A 20628-nucleotide genomic window follows, 5' to 3' on the forward strand; every position below is an offset into this window, starting at 1 on the left:
TACGTCCCCGACCACTTCTCCGCCGACGGCTCCCGGCTGTATCGCACCGGCGACCGTGTGCGCTGGCTTTCTGAGGGCCGTCTGGAGTACTTGGGCCGGGCCGACCATCAGGTCAAGGTCCGCGGGTTCCGTATCGAGCCCGGCGAGATCGAGACGGTCCTGAGCGCGCACCCGGCGGTCCATGCCACCGTCGTGACCGCTCACGGCGTGGACAGTGACCGGCGTCTGGTCGCCTATGTGGTCCCGGCCGACCCGGCCAACGGCATGCCACCGGTGTCCGAACTGCGCGAGTATGTACGTGAGGTGCTGCCGGAGTACATGGTGCCCTCCCTGTTCGTCGAGCTGGCGGTGCTGCCGCTGACCCCGAACGGGAAGATCGACCGTGCCGCGCTGCCCGAGCCGCAGGCCCCGCACGCCGGCTCCTCCTACACGCCCCCGGCGACCGCGACCGAGGAACTGCTGGCCGGTATCTGGGCTCAGGTACTGGACGTCGACCGGATCGGCACCCGGGACAGCTTCTTCGACCTGGGCGGGCACTCCCTGCTCGCGACGCAGATCGTCTCGCGGGTGCGTGAGGTGTTCGCGGCGGAGATTCCGCTGGCCGCGCTCTTCGACCAGCCCACTGTCCGCGGTCTGGCCGCCGTGATCGACGGCGCGGGCCGGGGGAGTGTCCTGCCACCGGTCACACCGGCGGACCGCGACCGCCCGCTGCCGCTGTCGTTCGCGCAGCAACGACTCTGGTTCCTGCACCAGTTGGAGCCCGGGGCGACCGAGTACAACATGTCGACCCGGCTGCACCTGCCCGGCGAGCTGGACCTCCGGGCCCTGGGCGCGGCCCTGGACGCGATCGTGGCCCGCCACGAAGTGCTGCGCACCCGCCTGGTCGCCGATGCCGACGGCGTACCCCACCAGATCATCGACCCGCCCATCTCCCTGCCCCTGCCCGTCGTCGATCTCTCCGGGGCCACGCACCCGGCGCGCGAGGCGGATGCGGTGACGGCTCGACAGGGCCTCGCTCCCTTCGACCTGGCGACCGGCCCCCTCGTGCGGGCCGGCCTCCTGAGGATCGCCGACGGCGACCACGTGCTCGCCCTGACGTTCCACCACGTCGTCTTCGACGAGTGGTCCGACCGAGCTTTCCAAGGGGAACTGCTCGCCCTGTACGAGGCGTTCCGTGCGGGCCTGCCGGATCCGCTTCCACCGTTGGCGATCCAGTACGCCGACTTTGCGGTGTGGCAGCGGCAGTGGCTGAGCGGCGAGATCGTGGACGCCCAGCTCGGGTACTGGCGGGAGAAGCTGACCGGTGTGCCGGTGCTGGAGCTGCCCACCGACCGGCCGCGTCCGCCGGTGCGGTCCACTGACGGTTCGGTGCGCCGGTTCGCCGTTCCGGCGGAGACGGCGGACGCCCTGCGGGCGCTGTCGCGTGAGCACGGCACGACGATGTTCATGACGCTCCTGGCCGCCTTCGACGTGCTGATGAGCCGCTACGGCGGCGCTGAGGACATCGCGGTCGGCACCCCGGTGGCGAACCGGAACCGGGCCGAGACGGAGGACCTGATCGGGTTCTTCGTGAACACCCTCGTGCTGCGCACCGACCTGTCCGGTGACCCCACCTTCACCGAACTCCTGGCGCGGGTCCGGGAGACGGCCCTCGGCGCCTACGCCCACCAGGACCTGCCGTTCGAGCAGGTGGTGGACGAGCTGGTCGTCGACCGCGACCGCTCCCGAACCCCCCTCTTCCAGGTCCTGTTCAGCTACGACTCCGAGGAACGCGGCTCCGGCTCCGGGGAACGCGGCGGCGAGCCCGGCACCCAGGCCCTCCCGGTGAACCTCCCCGTCAAGTTCGACCTGATGGTGACGCTCGGCACGGAGGGCACGGACGCCGGCGCCCTGACGGGGGAGATCCAGTTCAGCACCGCCCTCTTCGACGCCGCGACGATCGAGCGGATGACCGGGCACCTGACCGCGCTCCTGGAGGCCGTCGCCGCCGACCCCGGCCGGCCCGTCGGCGCGCTGCCGCTGCTGACCGGACCGGAGCGCGACGACCTGCTGCACACCTGGACCGACACCGCCGCGGCCCTGCCGGAGGTGAGCGGCATCCACGAGCTGATCGCCGAACGCGCGGCCGCACGGCCGGACGCGGTCGCCGTGGTGTCGGGTGAACGGACCCTGACCTACGGGACGTTGCTCGCCCGGGCGAACCGGCTCGCGCACCTCCTGCGCGGTGCGGGCGTGGGCCCGGAGTCCGTGGTGGGCCTGTGCCTGGAACGCGGGCCGGACATGGTGGCCGCCGTGCTGGCGGTGTGGCAGGCCGGCGCCGCCTACCTGCCGCTGGACCCCTCGTACCCGGCGGACCGTCTGGAGTACATGCTCGCCGACAGCGGCACGTCGGTACTCGTCGGGCACCGGGAGGTGGCCGCGGGCCTGGTCGGCGCCGGCGGACCGGAGACGGTCGTGTGGCTGGACGACCCGGCCACCCGCGCCGCCCTCACGGCCCTGCCGGACACGCCGCCGCGGGTGCCCGTCCTGCCGCTGCAACTCGCGTACCTCATCTACACCTCGGGTTCGACCGGCCGTCCCAAGGGTGTGCAGATCACCCACCGGGGTGTCCTGAACCGGGTGTCGTGGATGCAGGACCGCCACCGACTGGCCGACTCCGAACGGGTGTTGCAGAAGACGCCGCTGACCTTCGACGCCTCGGTGTGGGAACTGCTCTGGCCGCTTTCCACGGGTGCGGAACTCGTCCTGGCGGCGCCGGGGCGGCACGGGGACCTGGACTACGTCGTGGCGCTGCTGGAGTCCCGGCGGATCACGGTGGTGCAGTTCGTGCCCTCGCTGTTCAAACTGTTCGTGGCCCATCCGTGGCCGTCCGCCCTGCCGTCGCTGCGCGCGGTGTTCTGCGGGGGTGAGGCGTTGCCCGTGGACGACGTGGCGCGCTTCTACGCCCGCAACGCCACGGCCGTCGTCGCGAACCTCTACGGCCCCACCGAGAACACCATCGACGCGGCCAGTACGGTGTGCCCGCGGCCGCACGGCACGACGGACTGGTCACCGGGCGGGCTGGTGCCCATCGGTGCACCGCTCACCAACGTGCGGCTGCTGGTGTTGGACGAGCGGCTGCAGCCGGTGCCGTTGGGTGTCGCGGGCGAGCTGTACATCGCGGGTGAGTCGCTGGCCCGGGCGTACGGGGACCGGCCGGCGCTGACCGCGGAACGGTTCGTGGCCGACCCGTACGCGGGGGACGGCTCCCGTGCCTACCGGTCCGGCGACCGGGTGCGGTGGCGGGCCGACGGGCGGCTGGAGTTCCTGGGCCGCATGGACCAGCAGGTGAAGGTACGGGGCTTCCGCGTCGAGCCCGGTGAGATCGAATCGGTCCTCACGGCGCATCCCGGCGTGCGGTCCGCCGTCGTGACGACCTGGGGGGAGGGCGCCGCCCGTGCCCTGGTGGCCTATCTGGTCCCGGCCGAACCGGCCGACGGCATGCCCGCCGCCTCCGGGCTGCGGGAGCATCTGCGGCACAGTGTGCCCGAGTTCATGGTTCCGGCCGTCTTCACCGAACTGGCCGCGCTGCCGCTGACGCCGAACGGAAAGCTGGACCGGGCCGCTCTTCCGGCGCCCCGCGTGACCCGGTCGGACACGGACGCCTTCGTGGCGCCGTCCGGTACGGCCGAGGAACTGCTGGCGGGAATCTGGGGGCGGGTCCTGGGCGTGGACCGGGTCGGCGCCCAGGACGACTTCTTCGAGCTGGGCGGGCACTCACTGCTGGCCACCCAGGTGGTCTCCCGGATCCGGGACGTGCTGGGCGCCGAGGTGCCGCTCGCCGCGCTCTTCGACCGGCCCACCGTCCGTGCACTGGCCGCGCTGGTGGCGGACTCGGAGCGGACCACGGTGAGGCCGGTGACCCCGGCCGGCCGGGACCGGCTGCTTCCGCTGTCTTTCGCCCAGCAACGGCTGTGGTTCCTGGACCAGTTGGAGCCCGGTTCCACCGAGTACAACCTGCCCATGCGGGTGCGGATGGGCCGGGACCTCGACATCAGGGCGCTGCGGTCGGCGCTCGGGGCGCTCGTCGCACGGCACGAGGTCCTGCGGACGCGGCTGGTGACCGGCGCGGACGGGGTGGCGTACCAGGTGATCGACCCGCCGGCGGAGTTCCCGCTGCCGCTGGTCGACGTCTCCGGCGCGGGCGACCCGCTCGGGGCCGCCGGACGGCTGGTCGCGACGGACGAGGCGACGCCGTTCGACCTGGCGGCCGGGCCGCTGATCCGCGCCACCCTCGTCCGGCTCGCCGCCGACGACCACGTGCTCGCGCTGTCCCTGCACCACGTGGTCTCCGACGAGTGGTCGACGCGGATCTTCCAGCGTGAACTCACCCACCTCTACGACGCGTTCCGCGCGGGCCGGGCGCCCGAACTGCCCGCGCTGGCCGTGCAGTACGCCGACTTCGCAGTGTGGCAGCGGCAGTGGCTGACCGGTGACGTCCTCGACGCGCAACTCGCCCACTGGCGCGACCGGCTGCGCGGGGCGCCGGTGCTGGAGCTGCCCACGGACCGGCCCCGTCCCGCGGTGTGGTCCCCGGCGGGTGCCCGGGCCCGCTTCACCGTCCCGGAGGAGACGGTGGCCGCGCTGCGGGGACTGTCCCGCGAGCACGGCACGACGATGTTCATGACGCTGCTGGCCGCCTTCGACGTCCTGCTGGGCCGCTACGCCGGCACGGACGACGTGGTGGTCGGCACGCCCGTCGCCAACCGCAACCGGGCCGAGACCGAGGACCTGATCGGGTTCTTCGTCAACACCCTCGTCCTGCGCACCGACCTGTCCGGTGACCCGGCCTTCACCGAACTGCTGGGCCGCGTCCGCGCGCTGGCCCTCGACGCCTATGCCCACCAGGACCTGCCGTTCGAGCAGGTGGTGGACGACCTGGTCGTCGAGCGCGACCGGTCCCGCAGCCCGCTCTTCCAAGTGCTGTTCAACTACTTCTCGCAGGGCGACGGCGGCGAGGTCGTGGACGACGACCAGGCGTTCCTCGATGCCGGTGGTGACACCCTGACCACCCGCTTCGACCTGCGGCTGGTGCTCGTGGAGGAAGGCGGCGCGCTGGCCGGGGAGTTCGAGTACAGCACCGCGCTGTTCGACGCGAGCACGGTCGAGCGGATGGCACGGCACCTCGTGACCCTGCTCGCGGGCGTGGCCGTGGACGCCGACCGGTCCGTGGGCGAGCTGCCGCTGCTGGCCGACGACGAGGCCGGACGGCTGGTGCGCGACGCGGACGACACCTGCGCGCCGGTGCCGTCCGTGGGCGGTGCGCACGACCTGATCGTCGCGCGGGCGGCGGCGACACCGGACGCGGTCGCGCTCGTCGCGGGCGGGCGGACGCTGACGTACGCGGGGCTGCTGGACCGGGCCGGACGGCTGGCGCACTACCTGCGGGACACCGGGGTGGGCGCCGAGTCGGTCGTCGCCGTGTGCCTGCCCCGGGGGCCGGAAATGGTGGTGACACTGCTGGCGGTGTGGCTGGCGGGCGGTGTGTACCTGCCGCTGGACCCGGAGTACCCGGCGGAACGGCTCGGGTTCGTGCTGGTCGACAGCGGAGCGTCGGTGCTCGTGGGCACCGAGGACCTGGTGGACGACCTGCCGGTCGGCCGGCTGCGCACGGTCGTCCTGGACGACCCGGCCGTGGCGGCGGCCCTCACCGGCCGGCCCGCACGGCCGCTCGACGTGACCGTGCACGGCGACCAGTCGGCGTACGTCATCTACACCTCGGGGTCGACCGGGCGTCCGAAGGGCGTCCAGGTCACCCACGCGGGCGCCGTGAGCCTGGCCGCGGCACAGCGGTCGGTGCTCGGCCCGGACGCGGGTACACGCGTGCTGCAGTTCGCGCCGTTCGGGTTCGACGCGTCCGTCTGGGAGGTCCTGATGGCCCTGGCCGGCGGCGGCACCCTGGTCATGGCCGGTGCCGTGGAGCGGGCCGAACCGGACCGGCTGGCCACGCTCGTCGCGCGCGGCGGGGTGGAGGTGGCGACCGTGCCGCCGTCGCTGCTCGACGTGCTGCGGCCGCAGGAGTGGAGCACCGTGGGCACCCTGTTCACGGCCGGGGAACGGCTGGAGGGGCACCTCGCGCGGCGCTGGGCCGCCGGGCGCCGGCTCTTCAACGCCTACGGCCCGACCGAGACGACGGTCTGTGCCACGGTCGGCGCGTGCGACACGGCCGGCACGCGGGCGCCGTCGATCGGCGGAGCGGTTCCCCGCACCCGGGTGTACGTCCTGGACGCCGCGCTGCGGCCGGTACCCCCCGGAGTGGCCGGTGAGCTGTTCATCGCGGGGGCCCAGGTGGCACGCGGGTACCTCGGGCGGCCGGCGCTGACGGGCGAGCGCTTCCTCGCCGACCCGTTCACGGGTGACGGGCAGCGCATGTACCGGTCGGGGGACCGGGTGCGCCGGCTGGCGGACGGACGGCTGGAGTTCCTGGGCCGGGCCGACGACCAGGTGAAGGTGCGCGGCTACCGGATCGAGCCGGGGGAGATCGAGGCGGTCCTCGGCGCCCACCCGGCGGTCCGCACGGCCGTGGTCACCGCCCACGGCGACGACACCGACCGTCGCCTGGTCGCCTACCTGGTCCCCGCCGACCAGCGTGAGGGCCTGCCCCCCACCGCCGAGTTGCGGGCCTTCGCGGCTGGCCGGCTCCCGGCGTTCATGGTCCCCGCGGTCCTCGTCGAGCTCACCGAGCTGCCGCTCACCACCAACGGGAAGGTCGACCGCGCCGCCCTGCCCGAGCCGGCCGGTGCGGCCCGTACGGGCTCGGCGCAGGCGTACGTGGCGCCCCGTACCGGCACCGAGGACGTGCTCGCCGGGATCTGGGCGGAGCTCCTGGGGGCCGAACGGGTCGGCGTGCAGGACAACTTCTTCGACCTGGGCGGACACTCCCTGCTGGCCACCCAGCTGGTCTCGCGCATCCGGGAGGTGTTCGACGTCGGCCTGACCCTCGCCGAGGTCTTCGAACAGCCCACGATCGCGGCGATCGCCGCGATCGTGGGCCCGGACGGCGAGACCGAGGACGGGGCAGAGTACGAGGAGTTCGACCTGTAGGCGTCCTCCTCAGGGAGGACACCCCGCACACCGCCCGTCCCTCACGTGGGGGACGGGCGGCGTTTTTCCTCCCTCACAGGGGCGCCGTGAAAGCTGGCTCTGTGCCGTGACGACCGCGGACCCCGTTCTCCCTAGGGTTTTCACCATGGAGAAGACGATCGATGAGTCGGATGCGACGATCGAGGTCAGGGACGTGCGCAAGCGCTTCGGGAGCACCCAGGCGCTGGACGGGATGACGTTCACCGTCAGGCCCGGTCAGGTCACCGGCTTCGTCGGTCCGAACGGCGCCGGGAAGTCCACCACGATGCGGGTGATCCTCGGCCTCGACAAACCGGACGCGGGCAGCGCCCTGGTCGGCGGACGCCCCTACCGGGATCTGCGCACACCGCTGAAGCACGTCGGGGCGCTGCTGGACGCCGCCGCCGTGCAGCCCAGCCGGTCCGCCCGCCACCACCTGCTGTGGCTGGCCCACTCACAGGGACTGAACGCCGCCCGGGTCGACGCGGTGCTCCGCCAGGCCGGCCTTCAGGAAGTGGCACAGCGCAAGGCGGGCGGTTTCTCGCTCGGCATGCGACAGCGGCTCGGCATCGCGGCGGCCCTCCTCGGTGACCCGCCGGTCGTCATGCTGGACGAGCCGTTCAACGGCCTCGACCCCGAGGGCTTCATGTGGATGCGGGGCTTCCTCGCCTCGCTCGCGGCCCAAGGGCGGGCGGTGCTCGTCTCCAGCCACCTGATGAGCGAGCTCCAGGACACCGCGGACCACGTGGTCGTCGTCGGACGGGGCAGGGTCCTCGCCGACATGAGCGTGCGTCAGCTGCTGGAGTCCATGTCCGAGGGACGCGTCACCCTGCGCACCTCCGCCCGCAACGACGCCATGACGGTACTGGCCCGCGCCGGCGCCACCGTCAGCTCCAGCGGCACCGACACCATCAGCGTCACCGGCATGCCGGCCGAGAACGTCGTCTCCCTGCTCGGCGCCCACGCGGTGCCGTTCTCCGAGGTCTCCTCGCACCGCGCGTCGCTGGAGGAGGCCTACATGGAACTCACCCGGGACGCCGTGCAGTACCGCGGGACGATGCCCGAGGAGGCCGGCCGATGACCTCCACCCTCACCCCGGCCCGCGCTAAACCACGGCCGGACCGCGGCGGCTTCGGACGCCTGCTGCACGCGGAATGGACCAAGTTCCGCACCGTGCGCGGCTGGACCGCGAGCAGTATCGGCGCCGTCCTCGTCATCTGCCTGGTCGGACTGCTCGCCACCGCCGCGGGCAACCAGTCGGGCTCGGACGGCAGCGGCGCGCTGCCCGTCGGTCCCGGCGGCGAAGCGGTCAACGACAGCTTCTACTTCGTGCACCAGCCGCTCCAGGGCGACGGCACCATCACCGTCTCCGTGTCGTCGCTCACCGGTGTGGTCGCCACCGACCCGGCACACAACCGCACAGGACTCGCGCCCTGGGCGAAGGCCGGGATCATCGTCAAGGACGGCCTGGACCAGGGCTCGGCGTACGCGGCGATGATGCTGACCGGCGCGCACGGCGTGCGCATGCAGTACGACTACACGCACGACATCGCCGGCCCGTCCGGACGGGCCGGCCGGGAGCAGCCGGTCTGGCTGCGCCTGCAGCGCTCCGGCGACACCGTCACCGGCTACCAGTCGGCCGACGGCACCAAGTGGACCGAGACCGGCAGCGCACGGCTGCCAGGGCTGTCGGCGACCGCGCAGGTCGGGCTGTTCGTGACCTCGCCTTCGGTGGAGGAGAAGACCGGCACAGGGACCGGCTTCGCGCCCGCCGTGGCCACCGGCACCTTCGACCAGGTGGACCTCGGCGGCCAGTGGACCGCGGGCAGCTGGCAGCAGGTTCAGGTCGGTGACGGGGCGGGCACCTCCGGTAGCTACAGCCAGAACACTAAGGGCCAGGCCGTCCCGTCCGGCAGCGGCTTCGCCGTCACCGGCGCCGGAGACATCGCGCCGGTCGTGGGCGGGCCCGCCACCAGCGGCGTGCGGACCATCGAGAACTTCCTCGTCGGCGCGTTCGCCGGGCTGATCATCATGGTCGTCGTCGGCGCGGGCTACATCACCGTCGAGTACCGGCGGGGCCTGATCGGCGTCACCCTGGCGGCGAGCCCGCGCCGCGGCCGCGTCCTGGTGGCCAAGGCACTCGTGGTGGGCACCGTCGGGTTCCTCGTGGGGCTGGTCTCCGCGGCCGTCATGGTGCCCCTCGGCGGAGAGCGCTCGAAGGCGAACGGCTTCCCCGTGCTCACCGTGCCCACCGGCACCGAACTGCGGGTCGTCGTCGGCACGGGCCTGCTGCTCGCCGTCGCGGGTGTCCTCGCCCTCGCCGTCGGCACCGTCCTGCGGCGCAGCGCCGTCGCCATCACCGTGGTCGTCGTCGGCATGGTGCTGCCCTACCTCCTCGCCACCGCCTCGGTACTGCCGGACGGCGCCTCCGAGTGGCTGCTGCGGGTCACCCCCGCCGCCGGCTTCGCCATCCTGCAGAGCGTCGCGCGGTACGACCAGGTCGTCACCGTCTACGCACCCGGCTCGGGCTACTTCCCGCTGGCACCCTGGTCCGGCTTCGCCGTGCTGTGCGTCTACGCGGCCGTGGCGTTCGCCGCCGCCGTGGTCCTGCTGCGCCGGAGGGACGTATGAGAAGGGCCGGACACGCCGAGTGGACCAAGCTGCGCACCGAGGCCGGCAACGGCTGGCTGGTGCTGGGTGTGGTCGCCCTGACCGTGGCGGTCGGCGCCGCGGTGGCCATGACCTCCCGCTGCGACACCGCGGGCTGCGGGCAGGACCCGGCCCGGCTGAGCCTCACCGGGGTGATGGTCGGGCAGGTCGTCGTCGCCATCGTGGCGGTGCTCATGGTGGGCAACGAGTACAGCAGCGGCATGATGAAGACGACCCTCGCGGCGGTGCCGCGCCGCCTCACCGTGCTGGGCGCCAAGGCATCCGTCCTCACCGCGGTCATGCTGGTCGCCGGTACGGTAGCGGTGCTGGCGTCCCTGCTGACCGGGCGGATCGTCCAGCCGGACCGCGGATTCACCAAGGCGCACGGCTACGGCACCCTGTCGCTGGCCGACGGGTCCACGCTCCGGGCCGCCGTCGGCTCCGTGCTCTACCTCGTCCTGATCGGTCTCCTCAGCCTCGGGATCGCGCTGGTCGTACGGAACTCGGCGACCGCCATCGGCATCGTGCTCGCGCTGCTGTTCGTCTTCCCGATCCTCGCCCAGGTGGTCGCCGACCCGGACTGGCAGCGCCACCTCCAGCAGATCTCCCCGATGACCGCCGGCCTTGCCGTCCAGAGCACCATCGACCTGGACAAGCTGCCCATCGGACCCTGGAAGGGCCTGGGTGTGCTGGCGCTGTGGGCCACCGGCGCGCTGCTGGCGGGCGGCTGGCTGCTGCGCTCGCGGGACGCGTGACGGAACCTCCGCACCGCACCACCCGGTTCGCGTGTTCAACCGCCGCACAGGAAGCGGTTGAACACGCGAACGAGCCGTCCCGCACGGGCACTTATGGATGAGCAGGCACCATTGCCGTACGCTGAGAGCGCCTAATCACGCGACAACACGTTTCGCGGCATTCCGACGGATTCCTTTTCCGGGTGCTGCGCGTGCCCGTGTTCGCCGTCGGCTCGCTTTCGGAGGTTCCGGTGAGGAAGTACTGCAAGTCCTACCTGCTGGGTGAACTGCGTCGATTTCCGGGCTGGGCGGCCGGCGCACAGCCGGAAGAGCGCGAGCTGACCGACGACACCACGGTGTTCCTCTGCGACGAACTGACCGTGCTGATCAGCCCGGTCGGCGTCGACAAGGACAAGAGACTCTTCACCGAGGACACCCCCGAGTGGCGCGAATTCTGCGAGACCACGCTGAAGTTCCGCATTCCCGAGGACCTCGCCTTCGCCTACGCCGACTCCGAGCAGAACTGAGCCCACGAGAGGCTGCCATGGATGAGCTGACGCAACGCCTGAGCGACGTACAGCCGGTGGAGGTGGGCGGACCCAAGCCCACCCTGGAGGAGCTGCACACCCGGCTCACCGACATCGGCACCGTGTTCGTGAAGTTCACCGAGACCCGCGGCGGCACCGACCTCGGGATACGCCTGGACCAGGCCGCGACCGAACTCGGCGCGGCCGACTTCGGGCAGGGCACCGGCACCGTCCACGTCGAGGGCACCCTGATCCTCAACGACGACCCGGTGCGCTGCATCGCCGACATCGACCTGGCGACACTCAAGGGAACCGGTCGCCTCGTCATCGTGGAAATGTCCGAGGCCGCCGGCTGACAGGTTTCCATCATGAGGGCGGTGAGCTCTCCGCATCCGGCACTTCCCCCGGTCGGGACCACTCCGATCGTGGATGTCGCCGTGACTGTGCACGGACTCGAGCGCCGGCTCCGGCTGAAACTCGAATCGCACAATCCCCACGGCTCGTTGAAGGACCGCATCGCCGTCTTTCTCATCGAGCACGTGGCCGACCGAATCGACAAGGAAATCGGCATCATCGAATCGACGTCGGGGAATCTCGGCGTCGCGATGGCGGCCGAATGCCAGGGGCGCGGAATTCCCTTCAACGCCGTCGTCGATCCCCGCACCAGCTCGTTCTTCGTGGACCGCATGCGTGAACTGGGCGCGCGCGTCACGGTCGTCGACGAACCGGATTCCTCCGGTGGTTATCTTCTCAACCGCATCCGGCACGTCCGGGAACAACTGCGCACCCGTCCCGGACTCGTGTGGACCAACCAGTACCGCAGCGAAGCAAATCCCCGCGCCCACTTCGTGACCACGGCGCCCGAACTCAGACGGCAGGTGCCCGGCCCCGCGACCCTGCTGGTGCCCGTCTCGACAGGCGGCACCCTGGCGGGCCTGGCCCGGTACGTCGACGAGACGGACGTCCCCTGGAAGCTGGTCGGTGTCGACGTGCACGGCTCCGCCGCCCTCGGCGGGGCACCGCCCGGCAGGCGGCTGCTGTCCGGGATCGGGGCGAGCTGTCCGTCGTACTTCCTGCCCGCCGACCGGGCGCAGGCCCTGTACGTCGACGTCAGCGACGCGATCGCGGCCTGCCTCTGGCTGTCCGAGCACGCCGGCATCGGCGTCGGCGGCAGCTCCGGAGCCACCGTCGCCGCCGCACTGCGGCTGTTCGGCGAGGAACCGGAGACGCACGAACTGGTCTGTCTGTGCCCCGACGGCGCGGACCGGTACCTGAGCACCCTCTACCACCCCGGCTGGCGGGCCGCCCACGGCATCACGGCGGCCCGGATCGGCGGCGCCGGCACCCCCGCCGGGGGAGACCCGGCCGAACCGTTCGGGTGAAGCCCCTCGAGAGCGGAGAATCATGGTCGCAAGGGAACGCGGGCTGCTCACGCTGTCCGACCTGACCAGGCAGGACCTGGAACGCCTCGCCGCCCGGTCCCGGGAACTGTTCCACGACGAGACGGCGCACGGGCGTCCGCTCCGCGACAAGGTCGTCGGGGTGCTGTTCACCAAGACGTCGACGCGCACCAGAACCGCCTTCAGCGCCGGCACCGTCAAACTCGGCGGATTTCCCCTGCTGTACGGCCCCCAGGATCTCCAGACGGCCACTGGGGAAACCCTCGAGGACACCGGACGTGTCTTTGGATCCATGCTCGACGGACTCGTCGCGCGCACGGCCGGACCGCTGCGGGAACTGCGGGAGATATCCCGCGCCGGCGACCTTCCCGTCATCAACGCGATGGCCACCGAGGAACACCCGACACAGGGCATCTGCGACCTGGGCACCATGCTCGTGGAATTCGGAACCCTGGAAAGTCTGACGGTGCTGTACGTGGGGGAGGGGAACAACACCGCGTCCGCACTCGCGTACGGGCTCTCCCGACTGCCGGGCTGCGACGTCACGTTCGCCACGCCACCCGGCTACGGACTCGACCCGCAGGTCCTCGACGACGCCGCGAAGCAGGCGGCCACGGCCGGCGGAACCGTCCGGCAGGTCCACGACCTCGACGAACTCCCCGACCAGGTGCACATCGTCTACACCACCCGCTGGCAGACCACCGGCACGGTCAAACCGGACCCCGACTGGCGCCGGGTCTTCCAGCCGTTCCATGTCGACGAGCGGCTGATGGCCCGCTGGCCCGACGCGAAGTTCATGCACGACCTGCCGGCCCACCGCGGCGAGGAGGTCTCGGCAGCCGTCCTCGAAGGACCCCGCTCGATCGCCTGGAAACAGGCCCGTATGAAACTCACCAGCGCCATGGCGGTCCTCGAAGAAGTCATCGCCGGCACGGATCGCGCCTGACCGCTCTCCGCACGCGCACCGCCCGGCGCCGCAGTTGAACAGAGTCAGTCCCGGTTGTCTTTCCGGGGAATCTGCTGATTCTCTGCAGTGGTCGTTCCACATCACGTTTTCCTCGATTCCTCGATTCCTCGATTCCTTGATTTCCTCGAAGTCCGATCGGTTTCTCCTGGAGGCGGCAAGCACATGGCTGAAGAGCAGCTGTATCTGCGGTCCAAGGTCATCGTCGAGCCGCTCGTGGACCGGTTCTACGTCTGGCCGCACACCCTGGCCCCCGTACAGGCCGCGATGAACCTGGCCTTCCTCCAGGTCCCGCTGCTGGAGTCCTACCTGCAGTCACCGAAGGTCCACGTCGCGGCCAGCCACAACCCCGAACTGCGCGGCGGCTACTTCATCAACATCCCCGAGGAACGCGCCGACGAGGTACGCGACCTGCTCGCCACCATCAAGCGCGAACGGGCGGAGATGCTGCGGTTCGCCGAGGCGATCGCCGAGGGCCAGGAACTGCTGCGGGCGAACGCCACCGGCTTCGACCTCACCCCGCTCTACCCGAAGCTGCCCCCGGAGCTCGGCGGCCTGGTCGAGCTGGCCTACGACACCGACAACCAGGCGCAGATCCGGTTCCTGGAGCCGCTGGCCTACCGCAGCAGCGTCTACCAGGAGGCACGCCAGTCGGTGCAGCTGTCCTTCGAGACCGGCATCGAGCGTCCGTTCATCCTCAGCACCCCGCGGCTGCCCTCCCCGGACGTCCTGGAGCTGCCGATCCCGTTCCGGCACGCCGGCCTCGAGGAGCTGTTCAGGACCCGCGTGCGCCCCACCACCCTGGCCCACCTGCGCGAGGCCCTGGAGCTGGACGAGGACCAGACGAAGCAGCTGTCCGGGATGCTCAGCGAGCAGCCCGCCCTCTCCCCGGACCGGCACATCGACAGCGGCGGCCGGATCCGCTACTTCGGACACGCCTGTCTGGTCCTGCAGACCCCCGAAGCGGCGATCGTCACCGACCCGTTCATCAGCGCCGACAACACGGCCGGCGACCGCTACACCCTCGACGACCTGCCCGACTTCATCGACCTGGTACTCATCACCCACGGCCATCAGGACCACATCGTCCTGGAGACGCTGCTCCAGCTGCGCGGCCGGGTCGGCGCGGTCGTCCTGCCGCGTGCCTCGCGCGGCAACCTGGCCGACCCCTCGATGGCGCTGATGCTGAAGTACCAGGGCTTCCCCGTCATCGAGGTCGACGACTTCGACGAGGTCGCCTTCCCGGGCGGCAAGGTCACCGCCACCCCCTTCCTCGGCGAGCACTGCGACCTCGACATCCGCGGAAAGTCCACGTACTGGGCCGAGTTCGCCGGCAAGAAGGTGTTCGTCGGCGCCGACTCCTCCGGTATCGACCCGCTGCTGTACCGGCACGTGAAGGCGCACCTCGGCACCGCCGACATCGCCTTCCTCGGCATGGAGTGCGACGGCGCCCCGCTCACCTGGCTCTACCAGGCGCTGCTGACCAAGCCCGTGACCAAGAAGATGAGCAGCTCCCGCAAACTGTCCGGTTCCAATGCCGCGCAGGCCGGCGACATCATGGTCGAACTCGGCGCCAAGGAGGCGTACGTCTACGCCATGGGCGAGGAGCCCTGGCTGGGCCACGTCATGGCGACGACGTACACCGAGGACACGTACCAGATCAAGCAGATCGACGAGTTCATGAGCTGGTGCAAGGACCGCGGCATCAAGTCCGGCCACCTCTACGGCCAGCAGGAATGGCGCTGGTAGCCGATCGACAGCCCGGATCACCGGTCCCTCAGGAGGTACGTCCATGACGGCGCACGACATAGCGCACGTCGAGCTGTACACGAAAGACGCACCGTCCACCGTCGACTACTTCGTCGAGGGCATGGACTTCACGCGCGTCGCGGATTGCGTGCAGGCCGACCGGAGCTCCATCCTGCTGCGCCAGGGTGAGACCCACCTCGTCATCACGTCGGGCCGGGGAACGTGGAAGTTCCTCGACCAGCACGGGGACGGCATCGCCGACCTCGCCCTGGCCTGCGACGACGTGGACGCCACCTACGCCGACGCCGTCGCCGCCGGGGCCGAACCGCTGGACCCGGTGTACGGCAGCCCGGTCGTGTCGGGCTTCGGGGACGTCACCCACACCCTGGTGGCCCACGCCCCGGACGCCGCCGGAGCCCGGTGGCCCGCCGGACGCCGCTGGGTCCCCGCACCGCAGGCGCCGCCCGGCCCCGCGGGGCGGATCCGCCTGCTCGACCACGTCGCGGTGTGCGTGGAGGGCGGCAGCCTCAGCCGGTACGCCGACTTCTACGGTGCCGCGTTCGGCATGGAGCGCTACTCCTCGGAGTACGTCGCCGTCGGCGGACAGGCGATGGACTCCGTCGTCGTGCGCAGCGGCACCGGACGCGTCACCTTCACCCTCGTCGCGTCCGACCCCGGCAAGGACCCCGGACAGCTCGACGCCTTCCTGGACCGCAACGGCGGCCCCGGCGTCCAGCACCTGGCCTTCCTCGTCGACGAGATCATCCCGGCGGTCGGCGAGTTCCGCGACCGGGGCGTGGAGTTCCTCAGCACCCCCGGCACGTACTACGACCTGCTGGCCGAGCGGTTCGCGGACATGCGGGAGGAGATCTCCGAGCTGCGCGCCGGGCAGATCCTCGCCGACCGCGACGAATGGGGATACCTGCTGCAGCTGTTCAGCCGTTCCCCCTACGAACGCAACACCCTCTTCTACGAGTTGATACAGCGTCAGGGCTCGCGCGGATTCGGCAGCGCCAACATCCGTGCCCTGTACGAGGCCGTGGAACGCGATCGGCTGGCCGCCGGGTGAACGCCGCGAACGCCACCGGAGTCGCTAAGGCCACCGAAGCCGCCGACACCCCGGACGCCGTGGCCGCCCCGGACGCCGTGGGCTCCGGCGGGGGTCCCTACACGCCGGCCGAGTACGCCGAGCTGGCCCGCGCCGTGCTGAGCCCCGGGACGTGGGACTTCATCGAGGGCGGCGCGGGACAGGAACGGACCCTCGCGGCCAACGTCGAGGCGTTCGACCGGGTGCGGCTCCGGCCCCGCGTCCTGACCGGCGCGGGCCGGCCGGACCTCGGCGCGCGGATCCTGGGCCGCGACTGGGCGGCGCCGTTCGCCGTCGCGCCCGTCGCCTATCACACGCTGGTCCACGAGGCCGGGGAGGTGGCCACCGCCCGGGCGACAGGCCGGGCCGGCGTCCCCCTGGTCGTGAGCACCTTCGCCGGGCGCACCTTCGAGGACATCGCCGAGACCGCGTCCGCACCTCTGTGGCTCCAGGTGTACTGCTTCCGGGACCGGGCGGTGACCCGGGCCCTGGTGGAGCGCGCCGAACGGGCGGGCTTCGAGGCGCTGGTGCTCACGGTGGACGCGCCTCGCCTCGGCCGGCGGCTGCGCGACCTGCGCAACGGCTTCCGACTCCCGGCCGGCGTCGTGCCCGCCAACCTGCCCGGCGAGCGCGTCTCGTCCCCCGCCGACCACGCGCTGACCGCGTTCGACGACGGCCTCGACTGGTCGTCCGTCGACTGGCTGCGTTCCGTCAGCTCCCTCCCCGTGCTGGTCAAGGGCATCCTGACCGCGGACGACGCGCGCCGGGCCCTGGCCGCGGGGGTCGACGGGATCGTCGTGTCCAACCACGGCGGCCGCCAACTGGACGGAGCGCCCGCCACCCTGGACGTCCTGCCCGAGGTCGCCGCGGCTGTGGACCACGCCTGCCCGGTGCTCGTCGACGGCGGGGTCCGCCGGGGCCACGACGTGCTGGCCGCGCTGGCGCTGGGCGCCGACGCGGCCCTCCTCGGACGGCCCGTCCTGCACGGGCTGGCGGTCCACGGGGAGACAGGTGTGGGGCGGGTGCTGGACACCCTCGCCGAGGAACTCACCGAGGCGATGACGCTCACCGGGACGGCCTCCGTCGCCCAGGCGGGCCCCCGCCTGGTGGGCGCCGCCACTCCGGCGGCCACCCCGGCGGCCTCCCCGGCCGAGGTGCGGCTCCGCACGGCACGGAGCGGTGCGGAGAGCTCCGGACTGCGCAAGGCGGAACTGCACGGCAGTCTGCGGGACCCGGTCCTGGACACCATGAACTTCCTGAACGAGATCACCCACCGCTACCCCGACGCGATCTCCTTCGCCCCGGGCCGCCCCTACGACGGCTTCTTCCGCACCGAGGACATCTTCACGTACCTGCGCCGCTACCTCGACCACCTCGAGGAGGGCGGCGCCTCACCGGAGCAGGTGCGCTCCGCGCTCTTCCAGTACGGCCCGACGAGCGGACAGATCCGCGAGCTGATCGCCGACTCGCTGCGCAAGGACGAGAACATCGACGTGGGGCCGGAGGCGGTCGTGGTCACCGTCGGCTGCCAGGAGGCGATGTTCCTGGCGGTCCGCGCCCTGATCTCGGGCCCCGACGACGCGCTGCTGGTCTCCAGCCCCTGCTACGTCGGCATCACCGGCGCCGCCCGGCTGCTGGACGTCGAGGTGACCGCGGTGGAGGAGGACGACGACGGATTCGACCCTGCGCGTCTGGAGGCGGCCCTGCGCACCGAACGGGCCCGCGGACGGCGGCCCCGCGCCTTCTACGTCATCCCCGACCACTCCAACCCCTCCGGCCGGACCATGCCGCTGAGAGTCCGGCGGGAACTCCTCGACCTCGCGCGCCGCGAGGACCTGCTGATCCTGGAGGACACCCCGTACCGGATGGTCAGCCCCGGCCGGCAGCTCCCGACCCTCAAGTCCCTGGACCGGGACCGCAGGGTCGTGCACCTGGGCTCCTACTCCAAGACGCTGTTCCCGGGGGCCCGGGTCGGGTTCGCCGTCGCGGACCAGAGCGTCGTCGACGACGCGGGACGCACCGGGCTGCTCGCCGACGAACTCACCAAGATCAAGAGCATGGTGACCGTGAACACCTCCCCGGTGAGCCAGGCCGTCGCGGCGGGCATGCTGCTGTCCGCCGACGGACGCACCTCCGAACTCAACACCCGGGCCGCCGCCTACTACGGGGACGCGATGCGGGTCACGCTCCGGGAACTCGAGCGCGGCTTCCCGGAGGACGAACGCGCCCGGCTGGGCGTGCGCTGGAACGAACCCGCCGGCGGTTTCTTCCTCTCGGCCCAGGTGCCGTTCCGCGCCGACAATGCGGCGCTCGCCCGCTCGGCGGAGGAGTTCGGCGTCATCTGGACGCCCATGTCGTACTTCTATCCACAGGGTGGCGGGGATCGCGAGATCCGGCTTTCCGTCAGCTATCTCACCCATCAGGAAATAGCCGACGGAATCGAGCGGCTGACCCACTTCGTGAAAGCGCAGACGGCTTAACCGGCCTGCTGCCCACACGGCTTACCACCCCGGTTCTCTCACTGCCCTTCGGGCGCCTTCCAGCGTTCGGCGGGCAGTGCGAACACCAGCATTCCGATGCGTTCCCTGCCGGCCCGGGCGAACACCGTGCGCTGCCCCGTGCACGTGAATCCGAGTCGCTCCAGCAGACGTACGGACCGCTCGTTGCGTACGTCGCATTCGGCCGCCGCCGTGCGCAGCCCCCCGGCGAACAGGGTGTCAAGGACACCGCGGACCGCCTCGGTCGCGTACCCCTGTCCCTGCCGGTCACGGGCCAGGCTGAAGCCCAGCTCGGCCTCCTCGCCCGACCGGCGGCGGTGCACCGCGACGTCGCCCACCACACAGCCGTCCGCCTTCACCTCGATCGCGTACGGGAACCAGCCCGGCGCGCCAGGATCGCTGCGGGAGTAAGCGCGGACCAGCCGGCGCGCCGATTCAAGGGACAACGGGAATTCCCAGTCCTGATAACGGGCCACCTCCGGATCCGAACGATAGGCGACGAAAGCCTCGACGTCGGCGGGGGTGAAATGACGGAGCCGAAGGCGCGGGGTGTCCATCTGCATCCACCCAAGGTCCCATGGCGCCGTTCCGTGGGAAAGTCCGCACGGGCCGCGACCGGTTGATGGCTTTGCCTTCGCCGCGTCATAGTGGGCCCTCGCCACTGTTGTCGGACCGGCTCTCCGGCCGACTCCTGGAAGGACGAAAAGTGTTCGTACCGAAGTTTCTCCGACGCAGCAAGACCCGAATGTGGGGGTGGACCTTCCGATGACCCGAGCCGCCAGTTCTCCGGGTACAGCGACCCTGGAACCGCCCGCGCCGGCGGGGAAGAACACCTCCGGCGCCGCCAGGATCGCGGGCGTCGGAACCGCGACCGGTGAGCAGTCGTACTCACAGGCCGAACTCCTCGACCTCTTCGCCATCACCGACCCCAAGGTCCGCTCCGTCTTCCTCAACAGCGCGATCGAGCGCCGCTTCCTCGCCACGCCGCCCCGGGGCGCCGACGGCACACCGCGGGCCGAGGCCCAGGGCCAACTGCTCGCCAAGCACAAGCGGCTCGCCCTCGACATGGGCGCCAGGGCCGTCCGGGCGTGCCTGGCCGACTCGGGCCTGGAGCTGGCGGACATCGACTACCTGTGCTGCGTCACCACCACCGGCTTCCTCACCCCGGGCCTGAGCGCCCACCTCATGCGCGAGATGGGCATCCGCTCCGGCGCCAGCCGCGTCGACGTCGTCGGCATGGGCTGCAACGCCGGGCTCAACGCCCTCAACGCCACGGCGAGCTGGGCCGTCGCCAACCCCGGCAAGGTCGCCGTGATGCTGTGCGCCGAAGCCTGCTCGGCCGCGTACGTCATCGACTCCACCCTGCGCACCGCCGTGGTCAACAGCCTCTTCGGCGACGGCGCGGCCGCCATCGCGCTGGTCGCCGACCCGCCGGACGCCGCCTACGGCCCGCCCGCCGGCACGCCCGACCCCGGCAGCCCCCGCATCCTGGGCTTCGCCAGTCACCTCATCAGCGACGCGATCGACGCGATGCGCTACGACTGGGACGACAGCCAGGGCAAGTTCAGCTTCTACCTCGACCCGAACGTGCCCTACGTCGTCGGAGCCAACGCCGAACAGGTCGTCGACCGCCTGCTCGGGGCCGCCGGCCTGCGCCGCAGCGACGTCCGGCACTGGCTGGTGCACTCGGGCGGCAAGAAGGTCATCGACGCGGTACGGATCAACCTGGGCCTGACCCGCCACGACGTACGGCACACCATCGGCGTGCTGCGGGACTACGGCAACCTGTCGAGCGGCTCGTTCCTGTTCTCCTACGAGCGGCTGCTGACGGAACGGGCGGCCCGGCCCGGCGACCACGGCGTTCTCATGACCATGGGGCCCGGTTCGACCATCGAGACTGCCCTGGTGCAGTGGTGACG

Annotated in this window: 13 protein-coding genes; 12 read left to right on the plus strand and 1 reads right to left on the minus strand. The window is 71.5% G+C overall.

Features of this window, described 5'->3' with window-relative positions; translation table 11 throughout:
• From MB828_RS02190 to MB828_RS02240, 11 genes are all read left to right on the plus strand, one after another.
• Window positions 1-7083 (plus strand): non-ribosomal peptide synthetase (locus MB828_RS02190; RefSeq protein ID WP_301646700.1); only part of this gene is annotated, 7083 nt, incomplete at its 5' end.
• Window positions 7084-7228: 145 nt separating this feature from the next.
• Entirely contained in the window at window positions 7229-8182 is a 954-nt protein-coding gene (locus MB828_RS02195) for an ATP-binding cassette domain-containing protein (RefSeq protein ID WP_133029070.1), read from the plus strand.
• On the plus strand, window positions 8179-9732 hold the full coding sequence (locus MB828_RS02200; RefSeq protein ID WP_301646701.1) for an ABC transporter permease subunit: 1554 nt from the start codon (window positions 8179-8181) through the stop codon (window positions 9730-9732). The genes MB828_RS02195 and MB828_RS02200 overlap by 4 nt, the downstream gene beginning before the upstream one ends.
• Complete coding sequence (locus tag MB828_RS02205; protein WP_133029068.1) at window positions 9729-10505, plus strand: ABC transporter permease; 777 nt, start codon at window positions 9729-9731, stop codon at window positions 10503-10505. Before MB828_RS02200 ends, MB828_RS02205 begins: the two co-directional genes overlap by 4 nt.
• Window positions 10506-10735: 230 nt before the next feature.
• Complete coding sequence (locus MB828_RS02210) at window positions 10736-11011, plus strand: hypothetical protein (protein WP_301646702.1); 276 nt, start codon at window positions 10736-10738, stop codon at window positions 11009-11011.
• A gap of 17 nt (window positions 11012-11028) precedes the next feature.
• Window positions 11029-11367, plus strand: coding sequence for a hypothetical protein (locus MB828_RS02215; RefSeq protein WP_301646703.1), 339 nt, complete (start codon window positions 11029-11031; stop codon window positions 11365-11367).
• Between the two features lie 12 nt (window positions 11368-11379).
• On the plus strand, window positions 11380-12393 hold the full coding sequence (locus MB828_RS02220; protein WP_133029066.1) for a pyridoxal-phosphate dependent enzyme: 1014 nt from the start codon (window positions 11380-11382) through the stop codon (window positions 12391-12393).
• Window positions 12394-12412: 19 nt separating this feature from the next.
• Window positions 12413-13357 carry an ornithine carbamoyltransferase gene (locus MB828_RS02225; RefSeq protein WP_430381317.1) on the plus strand — a complete coding sequence of 315 codons (945 nt, stop codon included), beginning with the start codon at window positions 12413-12415 and terminating at the stop codon, window positions 13355-13357.
• A gap of 183 nt (window positions 13358-13540) precedes the next feature.
• On the plus strand, window positions 13541-15124 hold the full coding sequence (locus tag MB828_RS02230; protein WP_133029064.1) for an MBL fold metallo-hydrolase: 1584 nt from the start codon (window positions 13541-13543) through the stop codon (window positions 15122-15124).
• A gap of 43 nt (window positions 15125-15167) precedes the next feature.
• Window positions 15168-16193 (plus strand): 4-hydroxyphenylpyruvate dioxygenase, encoded by a 1026-nt coding sequence (gene hppD, locus MB828_RS02235; RefSeq protein ID WP_301646704.1) that lies wholly within the window; start codon window positions 15168-15170, stop codon window positions 16191-16193.
• Window positions 16190-18691, plus strand: a complete 2502-nt coding sequence (locus MB828_RS02240; RefSeq protein WP_343236142.1) for an aminotransferase class I/II-fold pyridoxal phosphate-dependent enzyme — start codon at window positions 16190-16192, stop codon at window positions 18689-18691. The genes hppD and MB828_RS02240 overlap by 4 nt, the downstream gene beginning before the upstream one ends.
• 38 nt (window positions 18692-18729) lie before the next feature.
• Here the strand turns inward: MB828_RS02240 and MB828_RS02245 are convergent, their stop codons facing one another.
• Entirely contained in the window at window positions 18730-19272 is a 543-nt protein-coding gene (locus MB828_RS02245; protein ID WP_301646705.1) for a GNAT family N-acetyltransferase, read from the minus strand.
• A 202-nt stretch (window positions 19273-19474) separates the two neighbouring features.
• Between MB828_RS02245 and dpgA the strand changes: the two genes are divergently transcribed.
• Window positions 19475-20626 (plus strand): 3,5-dihydroxyphenylacetyl-CoA synthase DpgA, encoded by a 1152-nt coding sequence (gene dpgA, locus MB828_RS02250; RefSeq protein WP_301646706.1) that lies wholly within the window; start codon window positions 19475-19477, stop codon window positions 20624-20626.
• The last annotated feature ends 2 nt before the right edge of the window (window positions 20627-20628 follow it).

The sequence above is a fragment of the Streptomyces arenae genome, from assembly GCF_022343545.1.
Classification (GTDB): domain Bacteria; phylum Actinomycetota; class Actinomycetes; order Streptomycetales; family Streptomycetaceae; genus Streptomyces; species Streptomyces humi.